Raw genomic sequence first — 14,170 nt, forward strand, 5'->3', positions numbered from 1 at the left:
GGAGCGCCCCGTGGGCGCGAATCGCGGGCATGGCCCGCTCCTACAAGAACGGGTCACGCACACCTAGGAATGGATTCCGTCCGCGATGGCGGCCGCAGGCCGCCAATCCGACCAGCTCTCAGATATGCCAGATCTGCAGATCCTTGATCACGCACACCGAGGCATCGGTGGCCAACGTGGTGTCGCTGAAGTCCACCTGGTTGTACACCCCGCCATGGAAGTCGAAGGTCTGCGCCGCCCAGCTGGCGTCGAGCGGCATCGTGGGCACGCTGGAGGTGCGGCCGTTGCAGCTGGCCTGCACGCTGAGCATCAGGCTGGACGTGGCCAGGATCAGGATGTCGAAATCCGCGCCAAGCGGCACGTTGTCCAGCACCGTACTGTTCACCGGAGTGGTCTGGTTGAAGTTCTGGCGAAAGCCCATGGTCAGCTTGCCTTTCTGCCAGAACACCTTGAGCAGCGGGCTGTCGTCGTTCTTCACGTGCATCTGCGCCACCACTACCTTCTGCGCCGAGTTCACCTGGGTCACCTTCATCAGTTGGTGATTCACGTGCTCGGTGGCGCCGGTCAGGCTCCAGTAGATGGGCTCCTTCCATTCGCAGCGGGTTCGATGGACGCTCTTGCTCGCCGCTCCCCTGGTTGGCGCGGTGAGCTGCAGGCTGCCGTCCGGCAGTCGGGTGACCAGCTCTGGATACTCCGCCAGAGCCACTGGACCGGGAACCTCAATAGCCAGCGTGTCGGTGGGCGTCTTTCCCACTGGCAGCGCGATATTGAGGTTGTCGATGTTCACGTTCATGCCGGCACTCCTTTACGGGTCTATGGGTGCTGGCTTTGACCGGCGCAGAGGGGCCTGTTTCGATTTTTCGGCCGAGCGGTCGCAGTGGGCGCGGTGCTCGGTGAAATCGGCGCGAGCAGCATCCACCACAACCGGAGCGTATCGGCAGGCAAAAAAGGTGGAGAAATCTGCAGGGCTGGCCTCAGCGGCCGGGCAGCATCGGGGTGAGGTGCAGGATGTTCAGCAGGTGCGGGACGCGCAGCGGGTAACAGGCCTGCAGGCGCACGCGAGCTTCGGAGAGGGTCATGTGGCGGGAGAACGAGCGAAGCACGGTCTTGCCCAGGCAGTGACCGTCCTGAAAGTGGACTAGGAATTCATTCATGGCAAAGCGACAGCGGAGAAACACGCACAAAATGGCGCACAGGCCGCAAATGATAGCGACTCTCGCTGTCTCGGCGTTGCCATAAATCATCCTTTACCGGGCTGCTCCGACGGAACTACCTGACCGATCCGACGACCGGCGGGTCGAAAGGGAGTCAGCGTTCTGTGGCGTAGTCCAGGCGCATACCGAAGGCATGCATGAAGAACGCCGACAATTGCAGCTCCAGCATCTGTGCATTGAGCGATGCCAGGTGCGAAGGCTGGCGCCGGGTGCGCCGGCTTACGGCGGTGAATTCCTCATGGACGATGCCCTGCGTCACCGGGTCGGCAATGAGGCGATAACAACTGTCCGGCAGGTCCTCGCGCTGCCTGGCGAGCAGGCTGAGTTCGGGGTGGCCGTCGGCGTTGGTGACGAGTTCCACGCTACAGCGCAGGCCTCGGTCGCGGGCGAAGCGCGAGGCTTCTTCGAAAGCGGGCAGGGCCTTCTGCAGGACCTGGATTTCGAAGGCGAGGAAGAACTGATCGTCGTAATCGACTTCCGGGGTATTCCGGGCTGCCTGGTTATGCATCGCCGGCCTCTCCTGTGTCGATGAATCAATGAAACCCGCTGCGACCGTCGGGATCGCGTGAGCTTCGTCATCGTGGCATCGCAGCTACTACAACGCACACATCAGTCAACCGGCAATGCCATTTGCCTTAACGAAAGGCCATCTCACTGAAGCGCCACCGGACTGTCAACGAGCAATCCCGCATAAGGGGGGGAGCGGAAATAGCCAAGCGCTCTGCCGTAAGGCATGGCGCAAGCAGGGAGCAGGAACGGCGGACGGCAGAGGGAGTGTAAAGCTGGCGTTACACGTTCCACACGCCCGTCCGGACTTCGGACGGGCGGTGAGCGTTGCTGTGGTCAGAACGCGAAGTCATCCATGCTCAGGGCGGCGTCACCGCCGTCGATGATGCTCTGCGCCAGCCCTGGCGCGCGGGTAAGGATGTGTCCGGCGTAGAACTGCGCGGTACGCAGCTTGGCCCGGTAGAACGCGGCATCCCCACTGCCGGAGGTCAGATGCTGTTGGGCGATCCGTGCGGCGCGCGCCATCTGCCAGCCGCCGGCAACGATGCCGAACAGCTCCAGCAGCGGCACGGAGCCCAGGGCCACCTGCCGTACCTGGTGATCGTAGTGATGGACGACGAAGGTCACGGCGTCGTCCAGGGCATTGATCGCCAGGAACAGGTGATGCCGGATGCCGGCCAGTTGCGCATCCTCATCCGGCAGCGCGCGTTGGGTGTCGCGCATCTCCGCGATCAGTGCGGCTGCCGTTTCGCCGCGATCGCGGGCGATCTTGCGGCCGATCAGGTCACTGGCCTGGATGCCGGTTGTTCCTTCATAGATCGGGGTGATCCGGGCGTCGCGCAGGTGCTGGGCGGCGCCGGTCTCCTCGATGAAACCCATGCCGCCGTGGACCTGTACACCCAGGGAGGCAATGTCCACGGCGTTTTCCGTGCACCAGCCCTTGATCACCGGGATCATCAGATCAACGAAGGCTTGTCGCTTCTGGCGCACGGCGCTGACGGGATGGCCGTGAGCCTGGTCCATGGCCAGCGCCACTTCACAGGCCAGGGCGCGCATGGCCTCGATGCGCGAACGCATCGACATCAGCATGCGGCGCACGTCCGGATGGCGCAGGATGGCCACTTTTTCGCGGCTGGAGCTACCGGTTTCGCCGCCCTGGATGCGCTGCCGGGCGTAGGTTACGGCGCGCTGGTAAGCGCGTTCGGCCAGGCCGATGCCTTCGATACCCACCGAGAAGCGCGCGGCGTTCATCATGATGAACATGTACTCCAGGCCGCGATTCTCTTCACCCACCAGCCAGCCGGTGGCACCGCCATGGTCGCCAAAGGCCAGCACTGCGGTGGGGCTGCCATGGATGCCGAGTTTGTGCTCGATGGAAACGCAGCGCACGTCGTTGCGCTCGCCCAGGCTTCCATCATCGTTCAGCAGTACCTTGGGCACCACGAACAGCGAAATGCCCTTCACGCCCTCGGGCGCGCCAGGTACACGTGCCAGCACCAGGTGGACGATATTGTCGGTGAGGTCGTGCTCGCCGTAGGTGATGAAGATTTTCTGCCCGAACAACCGGTAGGTGCCGTCACCCCTGGGTTCGGCGCGGCTGCGTACCGCGGAGAGATCGGAACCGGCCTGGGGCTCGGTGAGGTTCATGGTGCCGGTCCATTCGCCGCTCACCAGCTTCGGTAGCCAGGTGCGCTTGAGCTCGTCGGAGCCGCGCAGTTCGATGGCTTCGATGGCGCCGCGGGTGAGCATCGGGCAGAGGCCAAAGGCGACGTTGGCGGCGTTCCACATTTCTTCCACCAGTGCGGAAACCAGTCGCGGTGCGCCCTGGCCACCGAAGTCGGAAGGGCAGGAGAGGGCGTTCCAGCCATTGGCGACGAACTGCTGGTAGGCATTGTGCCAACCGGGAGCCGTTGTCACCTGGCCATCCTGCCAGCGTGCACCCTGGCGGTCTCCTACGACGTTCAGCGGCGACAGCACTCCCTGGGCGAAGCGGCCGGCCTCGGTGAGGATGGCATTCACCAGTTCCTCGCTCATGTCTTCATGGTTGGGCAACTCGGCCACGGTTTCCAGCAGATGCAATTCGCGCAGGATGAACTGCATGTCGCGCAGCGGGGCGATGTACTCACTCATGTTGGAACTCCTGTGCAGCCAGCGGCGCGGCTTGGTTGTGTGAAGGCCTGCATTTAAGCGGACACGGTCCAGGGCAGCGCCCCTCTCTTCGAGTGGGGCGATCGGGGCTTGTTGAAGAGTTGACCGTCCTTGAGCGCCGGAAGTTTTCACCCAGGGCTCGGAAGTGGACTGTGAGGGCATTGACCTTGGCGGGAACTGGCGGGGCAAGCGATGGGCGCTCCGTGGCCGGAGCGCCCATTGGGGGTCAGCGGATGCCGGAGTTGCGTAGTGCAGCCGGGGTGAAATCGTTGACCGTGTACTGCTGGTCGTATTGGGTGCCCTGCTTGGCTTCGTTGATCAGGTTCATCACCAGGTAACGACCGGCGACCAGGTCATACAGCGCCTGGGCTGCATAGAGGCTGATACCTTGCTGGTAGTCGGCGGCCTGATGGCCTTCGGCAACTCGCCAGAGCTGGCCACGGCTGTCGTAGTGGTCGACCTCTGCGAGCGTCCAGGTGTCCTCGTCGAAATACATGTGGCGCTTGGCGTAGACGTGCCGCGCGCCCGGCTTCAGGGTGCCTTCCACTTCCCAGACACGGTGCAGCTCGTAGCGGGTGTTGTCGGGGTTGAGGTGGCCGGGGCGCACCAGGTCGGCGAGCTTCAGCTTGGGCGACATCATGCGGTAGCTGTTGTAGGGAATGTACAGCTCCCGCTTGCCGATCAGCTTCCAGTCGTAGCGATCCGGCGAGCCGTTGTAGAGGTCGGAATTGTCAGCGGTGCGCATTCCGTCGGCTGCGCTGCCGGGGCCGTCGTAGGCCACTTCGGGGGCGCGCCGGACGCGACGCTGGCCGGCGTTGTAGGTCCAGGCCTGGCGCGGCTCCTTGAGCTGGTCGATGGTCTCGTAGGCGAGGTTCACCGTACCGGTCAGGCGAGACGGGGCGATGATCTCCTGCTTGTAGTAGTACATGATGTTGCCGGTTTTCGCCGGATCGTTGTCGCTCATGGCCTGCGGGAAGCCGACGCTTTCCTTGAAGCCGACTGCAGTGAAATCGCCGTTGACCTGGGGCACCACCTGGAAAGAGAAGCGCAGGAAGTTGTTGCCGCGATAGCGGGTTTCGTGGTTCCACACCACCTCGACGCCGCTCTTGGGGATCGGGAAGGGCGTGTAGTGGGTTTCGAAGTTCGACAGGCCGTTGCCGTCGTTGATCAGTTGCACCTGGGTGGCGCCCTTCTTGATCGCGTCATACACGGCCTGGGGCGCCGCGGCGCTGCGGTGGGTGGGGTACACCGGGATCTTGTAGCTGTCCGGGTAACGCTTGAACAGCGCCAGCTGGCCGGGCGTCAGCTTGTCCTTGTACTGCTCGGCGTTGGCGGCCGTGATGATGAATTGCGGCTTCTCGCTGGCATAGGGATCGCCGAGGAAACCGTTCTGCACCGGCGCGGCGCCCGGCTTCAGCCCGCCGGTCCATGCGGGGATGCTGCCGTCGGTATTACCTTCCTTTTGTGCGCCCATCGGCGTGAGGCTGGTACCGAGCTTGTCCGCCTCCTGGGGCGAGATGGCCGCCAACGCGCTGCTGGCCAGCAGCGACAGCGCCAGTGCGCTGCCGCCCAGGGTAAGGTTGTTCTTCATGGTGTGCTTCTCCGCGGTTACGAATCAGAAGTTCACGCCGAGGCTCAGCGAAACGAAGTCGCGGTCGGTCATGGTGTTGTATTTGCCGTCGAAGTAGTTCGTGTAGCTCAGGGCGGCGGTGTAGGTGTTCCGGTAGTCGGCGTTCAGACCGAGGCTGACGGCCTTGGCGCCTTCCTCGAAGTTCGGGCCAGTGCCTTCCACATCGTGGGACCAGGCCAGGTTGGGCGAGAGGTTGATTCCGGCGAACACGTTCGGGTAGTCGAGCTGGCCGCGCACCCGGTAGCCCCAGGAGTCAGCGGTGTAGAAGCCATGACTGTTGCACTGCTGCGCCGGGTTGCTGGCGTTGGGCTTTCCGGGGTTGGAGCCGCGACAGGTCGCTGCACCGGCTGCAGTGGGGAGGATGCCTGAGCCGAAGGCTGGGCTGCGGCCAAAGCGCAAATCGCTGCCGTCCGCATCGCCCAGACCATTGATGCGGTTGTAGCCGACTTCTCCCACCAGGGTCAGGCGGTCTGCGCCCCAGAACTGATTGAACAGTTTGGTCACGGTGCTTTGCAGCTGCAGCACGGGCTTGCGATCGTAGCCGTTGACGACACCGCCGGCCGGCACGCCGCTGGAGAACCCGGTGGTGATCAGAGGTGACAGCGAAGGGGCGCCAGGCGGTGCCAGCGTGGCACTGAGCAAATCTGCGGTGTTCAGTTGCAGCGGCATGTTCGGCCGGTAACTGGCTTCACCGCCCCAGGAGATTCCCGCCAGGTTGGTGGCAAAACTCAGACCGTAGAGGCGGATGTCCTCCGGATAGTCAATGAAGTATTTCGTGTTACGAATGGATGCCAGGGGGTTAGCCGCGTTCGCGTTGGTGGTGCGTACGGTGCTGAGGAAGGGATTGCGGCTGTGGTACTTCATGGCATAGGCGCCGAACTCCGTCTCGTTCAGTTCGGGCACGAACCAGCGCAGGGCCAGACCGTACTGGCCGCTATCGCGGGCGTCATTATCCTTGGCGCGGGGAATGTAGGCGTCGTCGATCCCGCCAGCCAATGCCGCGCCGCCGCCTGTATTCTGGGCGATGCCGGGGGCCAGGTCGTAGCCGGCGGCGACCAGTCGATCGTCGCAGCCCTTGGCTACGCCGTCGCTGCCGAAGAAGGTGCCGCAGTTATCGGTGACGGTCTTGTCCCACTTGATCTGGTAGAAGGCTTCAGCAGTGATGTTCTCGGTCAGCCCCTGGGAGAGGTAGAACAGCTGGACCGGCACCAGGCCTTCCTTCACTTCCGAACCGGGGCGGCGCAGGGCGGCGACATCGAGCGGGTTGATCGAGCTGATGCCGTTCTGGATGAAGGTGCTTTCGCCCCAGTTCACCACCTGCTTGCCCAGGCGGACGTTCCCCGGCAATTCGCCGAGGTTGTAATTGTGGTAGACGAAGGCGTCCATGAGCATCGCGCCGGAGCTTTTGGCCGCCTGGTCGCGACCATGGTCGTCGATGTCGTAGAAGTGCTGATGGCCATCCTTGAGTTCGAAGTCGTACCAGTATTTGCCGCGCAGGAAAGCGCCGCTGTCCTTGTACTTGAGTTCGAGGTCGTGGATGCCCTTGACGACGGTCGAGATGTTCTCGCCGCTCTTGAAGTTGAGACGGCCGTCGTCGGTGGTGCGGGACGACGACTTGCCTCCCTTGACACCCATGGAGTTGAAGTTCGAGATGAACTGCTTGTCGGGTGCGCTGGTGGCCCAACTGGTGCCGAAGGTCAGCGATGAGTCCAGCTTGCCCTCGATCTCCCCGATAGTGAAATCAACTGCGTTGGCCTGAGTGCCGCAGCCCATGGCGACGGCGATAGCCAGTAAACGCGGCTGGAAGACGCGGCTCTTTGTTGTTCTTGTAGTCATGCGGTACTCCAGTGAAACGCTTCGATGAGTCAGTGGAGTGGTCATGCTAGGGAGTCGTGCAGCGCCCCTGAATTGCCTGTTCAGGTAATTTCGTGCGTAACCCGGTGCCCCGGAGCTCCCCTTGTAACGAAGGAGACCGTATGCAAAATGGCGTTTCGGGGAAAAAAGTAACCGGCGCTGTAACCGTTTGAATCGAATACCTCGAATGGCTGATGGTGGAAAGCCTCATGGGCGACAAGGATCACCATAAAGTCACTCTGGTACTCGGTCCATGGCGCCCTCCAGCATGCTGTCCTCGACTTCCAGCCCGCTCGCTCATCTGCCGCGTGAACGTCTGAGTCGCCAGCTACTTGGCGCTGACCGCCTGTGCTTGCTCAATGCCCCGGGCGGGTTCGGCAAGACAGCCCTGCTGCGCGAGAGCCTTGCGCAGATGCCGGCAGGAGTGCGTTACGCCTGGCTGTCGCTGCACGGAAGGACACCGGGGCTTTGCGTCTTCTCGCGCCTTCTGGCGGGTCAGCTGGGGTTGCCGGCGGAACTCGCCCCCGAGGCGCTTCGCGAGCGCCTGTGTCAGTCGTCGATCCGGATCTGCCTGATACTCGATGACTATCCCGCCGGCGCCGATCCCGAGCTGGACGACTGGCTGATCCAGTTGCTGGAGGATGGCGGCAGCCCTGTGCGGCTTTGGGTCAGTTCCCGGCAGCGTCCGCATTGGCAACTGGCGCGGTTGGCGCTGGAAGGAGGCGTGGTCGAACTGGGTGCTGACAGCCTCGCCTTCAGCCGCGAGGAGTTCGACCGCCTGATGGCGTTGGCTGCGGATGCTGACGCAGAGTCGTTCGGCGATGAATTGTGGGACCTGACCTTGGGTTGGTGCGCGATGGTGCGCCTGGGCCTGCAGGGTGCGGATAATGCAATCCGGCCTCCGGTGCTCCGCCAGCGAGAATATGTCCGGGAGCAGTTGCTGGCCCGTCTGGATGAGGCGCAGCGCTCTATGTTGTGCGGCATCGCTCATCTACCCAAGGTATCCGCGGCCATGTGCGCCGAACTGTGGCCGGAGCTGGATGCCAGCCGGGAGTTCGCTACCCAGCTGTTGTCGTTGGGACTGCTGATGCCGTTGGATGCCGAGGCGCGCTGGTGGCAGATGCACCCGGCGCTGGCACGGGCGTTGGTCGACGAGTTGCCGCCGCGCGAGCTCAGCCGCTTGCGTCTGCAAGCCTGCCGCCTGTTGCGCGATGCGGGCTTCGTCGGCGATGCGGTGGAATTGGCGCTCAGCGAAGGGCAGGTGGATACGGCGGCCAGCTACATGGAGCGCGTCGCTCTCGCCTGGCTGTACGCCGGCTCCCACCTCAACAGCTGGTTGCGGTGGCGCGAGCGGCTTTCTCCGAGTCTGCTGGAAAGCACGCCGTTCCTGATCTATCTCAATGCCCAGGCCTTGCTCATCGGTTGGCGCCTGGACGAAGCGCAGACCTGCATCGATCGTCTCGGCTGGCAACTGCCTCAACCGTGCGCCCAGCATCAGCGGCGTATGCTCGCGAACTGGGAGGCGTTGCAGGGGACTCTGATGGGATTGCGTGGAGATGCCAAGCGGGCGAAGGCACATTGCCGGTCGGCGCTCGATGACCTGGATGCGCGGGACTGGCACTCGATCCACCTGTGTTATTCGACCCTGGCACGGATCGCCATGTCCGAGGGGGATGTGACGCAGTCCGCCGAGTTGCTGGAGTGTGCTGTGCGGCTGGCGCGCCGGCATGGCTGCGTGGCCAGTGAAGTGCTGATCGACACCGATCGCCTGCGTCTGCTGATCCTTACCGGCGAATGGGCGCAGGCCGACGAGCTGCTGCGTCACGATTTCGACCTGCTCAATGCCCAAAGCACCGAGCATCCGATGCTTCTCGGGCGACTGTATCTGCTGCAGGCCGAGATGGCATTGTTGGGCGGCGACCTGGAGCAAGGGGAGTCGTCCTACCGGCGCGGCTTTGCCTATGCTCGCCGCTGCAGCGATCCGTTCATCCTGCATGCCGGTATCGGTTTGTCGGAGGTCGCGATCCACCGGGGAGAGGTCGCACAGGCCGAAGCATGCCTGCGCGAGGTACGGCGTCATCTGGAGTGCATGCGCGCGGAGGCGGTCTGCTACGAGCGGGTCCTCAGGTTGCAGGCATTGAGACTGATGGCGCGTCAACAACGCTGGACTGAGATGCTGGGGCGGGTGCGCAGCCTGGCGGAAGATCTGTGCGAGCCCGATGTGCTGCCACCGCTGAACGCACCTTCGCTGCGCTATCGCGCCCAGCAAGTGCTGGCGCTGACACTGGAGGGGCTCGGTCAGCGCATGGCGGCCATGGAAGCATCATGCAACTGGCGGGAAACCTGTGAGCGGCTAGGGCTCAATGGCCTGACCCGCTCGCGTGTCGAGCTAGTCCTGGCCGAACCCGCTCCGACGCTGGCCGAACCGGCCTGGGCGGCGTTTGAAGAGGTTCCGGATACGACCTTGGCACGCGTGCTGACACCACGGGAAATGGGGGTACTGCGGCTTATGGCCGACGGTCTGACCAATCTGGAAATCAGCAGGCGTCTGTTCATTTCGCTCAACACTGTCAAGGCCCATACCATCCACATCAACCACAAGCTCGGCGTGAAGCGTCGCACCCAGGCGGTCAAGCGCGCCCGGGATCTGGGCTTGCTTGCCTAATCGATCAGTTGCCGGGCACGGGCGATGGCGATGACTTCGGTACGCCCTTCGGCGCCGAGCTTGAAGCTGATATTGCGCAGATGGGTCTTCACCGTGTGCAGTGACAGGCACAGGCGGTCCGCGATGCTCTGATTGCGGTTGCCGCCGGCCAGCAGGCGCAGCACATCCAGTTCGCGGGGGCTGAGCGGTTGCTCTTCTATTCCGGCAAGGCTTGAGCTGCTGCCGGTCTTCTGTGCCACACGGTGCACGAAGTCGGACGAAATCTCCAGGCTGCTGCAGGAGGGGCCGATCTTGACCAGCCAGTCCCGCAGCAATTGCCCCAGTCGTTCACCTTCCTCGACGAAGATCTGCACGAAGCCTTCCCGACTGGCCCATTGCAAGGCCGGAACCAGTGTCTCGAAGGCGTCTTCTTCGCGGGCGCTGGCATGCATCGCCATGGCCAGAAGCAGACGCAGCTTGATCGCGCGGCGCCGATGGCCGCGTGACTCAGCCTCGGCAAGGGCGCCGCTCAGTTCCGCGGCCGCCAACTGGGCTTCGCCGCGGGCGATGCGCCAGCGCTGCCGGGCAATGAACAGCGTATCGACGTCGTTCCCGTACAACAGCAGGCCGGGGCGCTCCCAGCCGTTGTTGAATTCCGCCGAGCGCAGTGCCTGTGCCGCCTGCTCCAGATGCCCCTCCAGGGTGGCGATGCGGGCACGCTCCAGCCACACCGAACAGATCAGGCGGCAGGGGCCGCCCTGGCGTCCCAGCTGTTCGAGGCCAGCGAGATGGTTCATCCATGCCGCCCGTTGTCCTTGCAGGTAAGCGATACGGGCGAGCAGGACGTGGCTGCCGATCAGCACATCCGGTCCTGCGCTGAGGACGGAAAAGGTGGGGGCATTGAGCAGGATCTGCCGCGCCTGTTCCACTTCGCCGGCTTCATAGAGAACCTGGGCCCGCATGGCATCGACCGAAATACGCCCGGCCAGCCATTGCTCCCGGGACTCCGTCAGGTGGCGGTATGCGCTCGCCTCCAAGCGGGCCCTGGCCGCCGCCAGATTGCCTTGCACCAGATCGATCACACTCTCGATGCCATCGGTAACGGACTCAACGACCACCAGCGCGCTCTGCCCGGAGGAGCGGGCCAATCTGGCCAGCACCTCGCGGGCTTCTTCGGTGCGCCCGCTGGAGAACAGGCAGTAGGCGAGGCAGCTGCCCAGCAGGCCGCGCTGCTGGAATTCCTTTTCCGGTAGCCGGGCGAACAGGGGCAGCCCGAGTTCGCAGGCGGTCTCGATCTGGTCGCTGAAGGCCAGCAGCACGCATTGGATGACTTCGCTCTCCACGCTGCTCGGATTGCGCTCCACCAACTGCAGTGCCTGCTGGTAGCGTCGTGCCAGGAGAAGGGTCCAGGCGTGCACCAGGGCCAGGCGCGGGTGCTGATCGACCAGCGCCACGGGCAACTGGTCGAGACAGCGCAGGAGCGCCCGATAACGACCGCCATCGAGCAGTTCGTTGAGATGCTGGTCGAGCTGCTGGACGGCAGCGCTGGCGTCGTCGATCTTCAGCAGGTGTTCGATGGCCGCCAGCGGGATGCCGTACTGCAGGTGCCACTGGGCCGCGATGCGGTGAAGCTGCTTGAGTTCAGTGTCGGAGTGGCGAGCCAGCATGTGCTGGAGAAATCCGGCGAACAGCCGGTGATAGCGGAACCACTCGCCCTGGTTATCCAGCGGCACCAGGAACAACCCCAGACGCTGGATCTGCTCCAATACCTCGGCGGCATCGCTGCGTCCGGTCAGGGCATTGCACAGTGGGGCGCAGAAACGATCCAGGACGCTGGTCTTGAGCAGGAAATCACTCAGGGCAGCAGGCAGGTGCGCCAGGATGTCCTCGGTGAGGTACTCCGCCAGTTCGTGCTGCGAGCCGCTGAACGTGGCGACGAAGGAGCCTGGATCGCGGCGGTCCTGCAGGGACAGCGCTGCGAGGTGCAGTGCAGTCACCCAGCCTTCGGTGCGCGATTGCAAGGTGTCGATTGCGCTTTCCGAGAGGGCGGAACCCAGGCGTTCCTGGAGGAAACGGCGAGTCTCGTCGAGCTCGAAACGCAGCGCATCGGCCGTCAGTTCCAGCAGTTGCCCCTGCGCCCGCAACTGGCCGAGGCGCAAGTTCGGGGTGCTGCGGCTGGCAATGACCAACTGGGCATCAGGTGGAAAGGCTTCCCACAGTTCGCGCAGCAGCTCGAGCGACTCGGTGGACTTGAGCACTTCGAACTCGTCGAGGAACAGGGTGAACGGTTTGCGGATCGCCTCCAGCCCGGCCAGCAGCTGGCTTGCCGCGACGTCTCCGGGAGATGGAGCCGCGGCGGCTGAGCAAGGGGCGTCGAGCAGGGAGTTCAGGCTCAGCGCCAGCGCGCGGGCGAGGATTCGGGGGTCGTTGTCGACGGCATCGAGACTCAACCAGGCACAGTTGCTGCGTGCCGCGTGCAGTTGCGCCATGAGCGTCGACTTGCCGAATCCAGCGGGAGCACGGATCAGGATCAGGCGCGCCTCGCGATGCGCATCGATGCGAGCGATGAGTTGTGGCCGGGGCAAATGTGCCTTGCTCGGTAGCGGAGCGCGGGATCTGCCTTGCAGCAGATCGGCGGTCACTCTCGACTCGCCGCGGCTTTCGGTGGGCTGCCCGTGTTCTTCCGGCGTGCGCGCCAGGAATGCCAGAAGGGACTGCTGCTCGGCCATTGTGCAATGAGCTCCGTCTATCGGTAGCGGAAAACTGCCTGCGCGCATATTGCCATGCCGCTCGTGCCTTGCCATCTCATCCGGACCACTCAGCCATTCGAGCGATTGTGCCTGTTAACCCGCCCTTTAGTGTCTGGGTTGCAGCGTGCACCTGCCGCTGTTCGTCCTGAGGGACGAACGACACAAGAACAAGAGGGGAAGGCATGGCGGGACCATTGGCGGGTATCAAGGTCGTAGAGATGAATGCGATAGGCCCTGCGCCATTCGCCGTAATGATGCTGGCGGACATGGGCGCCGAAGTCATTCGCGTCGATAGGTTGCAATCGGGCTTCCTCAATGGCGACGGCAGCGTGATCGGTCGCGGACGCCGCAGCATTGGCATCGATCCACGCAAGCCCGGTGCGACGGAGGTCCTGCTGGCGCTGATCGATAGCGCCGACGTGCTGATCGAGGGCTTCCGTCCCGGGGTGATGGAGCGTCTGGGCCTGGGGCCGGAAATCTGCCTGCAGCGTAATCCACGGTTGGTGTACGGGCGCATGACCGGCTGGGGGCAGACTGGCAGCCTGGCGCCGGTAGCTGGCCATGACCTCAATTACATCGCGCTTACCGGCGCCTTGCACGCCATGGGGCACGCTGACCGGGAGCCGACCCCGCCTCTGCATCTGGTGGGGGACATGGGGGGCGGCGCGCTGTTCCTGGTGGCCGGCGTGCTGGCGGCGCTGTTCGAGGCGCAACGCTCGGGCAAGGGGCAGGTGGTAGATGCGGCGATCAGCGATGGCGTGGCGCTGATGTCGACGATGTATTACGAGTTCCGCCAGCGCGGCGAGTGGGGAGGGCGGGGCAGCAATCTCTTCGACGGCGGTGCGCCATTCTACGGCTGCTACACCTGCGCCGACGGCCGGATGATCTCGATCGGCTCCATCGAGCCGCAGTTCTACCGTCAGTTACTGGAGCTGTGCGAAATCGATGACCCCGCTTTCGAGCAGCAATGGGAGCGCGAGCAGTGGCCGCAGCTGCGCAGCAAGCTCGAAGCGGTGTTCCGAGGGCGCAGCCGCGATCAGTGGTGCCAGTTACTGGAGGGCACCGATGTGTGCTTCGCCCCGGTGCTGGATTTCGACGAGGCGACCCATCATCCCCACCTGCGCGCCCGCGGCACCTTCATTCACGACGCCCACGGCGTCTACCCGGGACCTGCGCCGCGCTTCAGCCGGACGCCCGCCACCCCCGGCGCGCCGGTCAGCAATGGTGCGCACACCCTGGAGATTCTCCGGGAGCTGGGGCTGGACGAAGCCTCGGTGCAGTCCCTGCGAGAGGAGGGGGCGATTGCCTGAGTGGTGGGGTGGGTCCCACTCCTCTCGGGCGGGATACAGCCCGGCAGGCATGCAAGACCATGGTGGCAGGGTCCGCCGGTTGAGGCGGGCCCTTCACACACAGATCAATGGAG

The 14,170-nt window shown here is 64.1% G+C and carries 9 protein-coding genes; 2 read left to right on the plus strand and 7 right to left on the minus strand.

What is annotated here, in order from left to right; translation table 11 throughout:
* Window positions 1–118 precede the first annotated feature (118 nt).
* The 6 genes from ACQ5BL_RS25370 to ACQ5BL_RS25395 form a co-directional block, all read right to left on the minus strand.
* Complete coding sequence (locus tag ACQ5BL_RS25370; protein WP_243808181.1) at window positions 119–793, minus strand: polysaccharide lyase family 7 protein; 675 nt, start codon at window positions 791–793, stop codon at window positions 119–121.
* A 181-nt stretch (window positions 794–974) separates the two neighbouring features.
* Window positions 975–1,154, minus strand: coding sequence for a hypothetical protein (locus ACQ5BL_RS25375; protein ID WP_207887598.1), 180 nt, complete (start codon window positions 1,152–1,154; stop codon window positions 975–977).
* Between the two features lie 154 nt (window positions 1,155–1,308).
* Window positions 1,309–1,722, minus strand: coding sequence for a hypothetical protein (locus tag ACQ5BL_RS25380; protein ID WP_207887599.1), 414 nt, complete (start codon window positions 1,720–1,722; stop codon window positions 1,309–1,311).
* A gap of 335 nt (window positions 1,723–2,057) precedes the next feature.
* A complete protein-coding gene (locus ACQ5BL_RS25385; protein WP_243808182.1) occupies window positions 2,058–3,851 on the minus strand; it encodes an acyl-CoA dehydrogenase in 1,794 nt (597 codons plus the stop codon).
* 244 nt (window positions 3,852–4,095) lie between these two features.
* Window positions 4,096–5,460, minus strand: coding sequence for a DUF1329 domain-containing protein (locus ACQ5BL_RS25390; RefSeq protein WP_243808183.1), 1,365 nt, complete (start codon window positions 5,458–5,460; stop codon window positions 4,096–4,098).
* A gap of 24 nt (window positions 5,461–5,484) precedes the next feature.
* The gene (locus ACQ5BL_RS25395; protein ID WP_243808184.1) at window positions 5,485–7,335 is read right to left on the minus strand and encodes a DUF1302 domain-containing protein; all 1,851 of its coding nucleotides are present in this window, start codon (window positions 7,333–7,335) and stop codon (window positions 5,485–5,487) included.
* A 286-nt stretch (window positions 7,336–7,621) separates the two neighbouring features.
* On the opposite strand from ACQ5BL_RS25395, the gene ACQ5BL_RS25400 reads away from it, so the two are divergent.
* Window positions 7,622–10,018 (plus strand): LuxR C-terminal-related transcriptional regulator, encoded by a 2,397-nt coding sequence (locus ACQ5BL_RS25400; protein WP_430293329.1) that lies wholly within the window; start codon window positions 7,622–7,624, stop codon window positions 10,016–10,018.
* On the opposite strand, the gene ACQ5BL_RS25405 is transcribed toward ACQ5BL_RS25400, so the two are convergent.
* A complete protein-coding gene (locus tag ACQ5BL_RS25405; protein ID WP_243808186.1) occupies window positions 10,015–12,726 on the minus strand; it encodes a LuxR C-terminal-related transcriptional regulator in 2,712 nt (903 codons plus the stop codon). The genes ACQ5BL_RS25400 and ACQ5BL_RS25405 overlap by 4 nt on opposite strands.
* A 203-nt stretch (window positions 12,727–12,929) precedes the next feature.
* Here ACQ5BL_RS25405 and ACQ5BL_RS25410 point away from each other — a divergent pair, with 203 nt between their 5' ends.
* Window positions 12,930–14,057, plus strand: coding sequence for a CaiB/BaiF CoA transferase family protein (locus ACQ5BL_RS25410; protein WP_243808187.1), 1,128 nt, complete (start codon window positions 12,930–12,932; stop codon window positions 14,055–14,057).
* The last annotated feature ends 113 nt before the right edge of the window (window positions 14,058–14,170 follow it).

Source organism: Pseudomonas sp. B1-22 (assembly GCF_050474425.1).
GTDB lineage: Bacteria > Pseudomonadota > Gammaproteobacteria > Pseudomonadales > Pseudomonadaceae > Pseudomonas.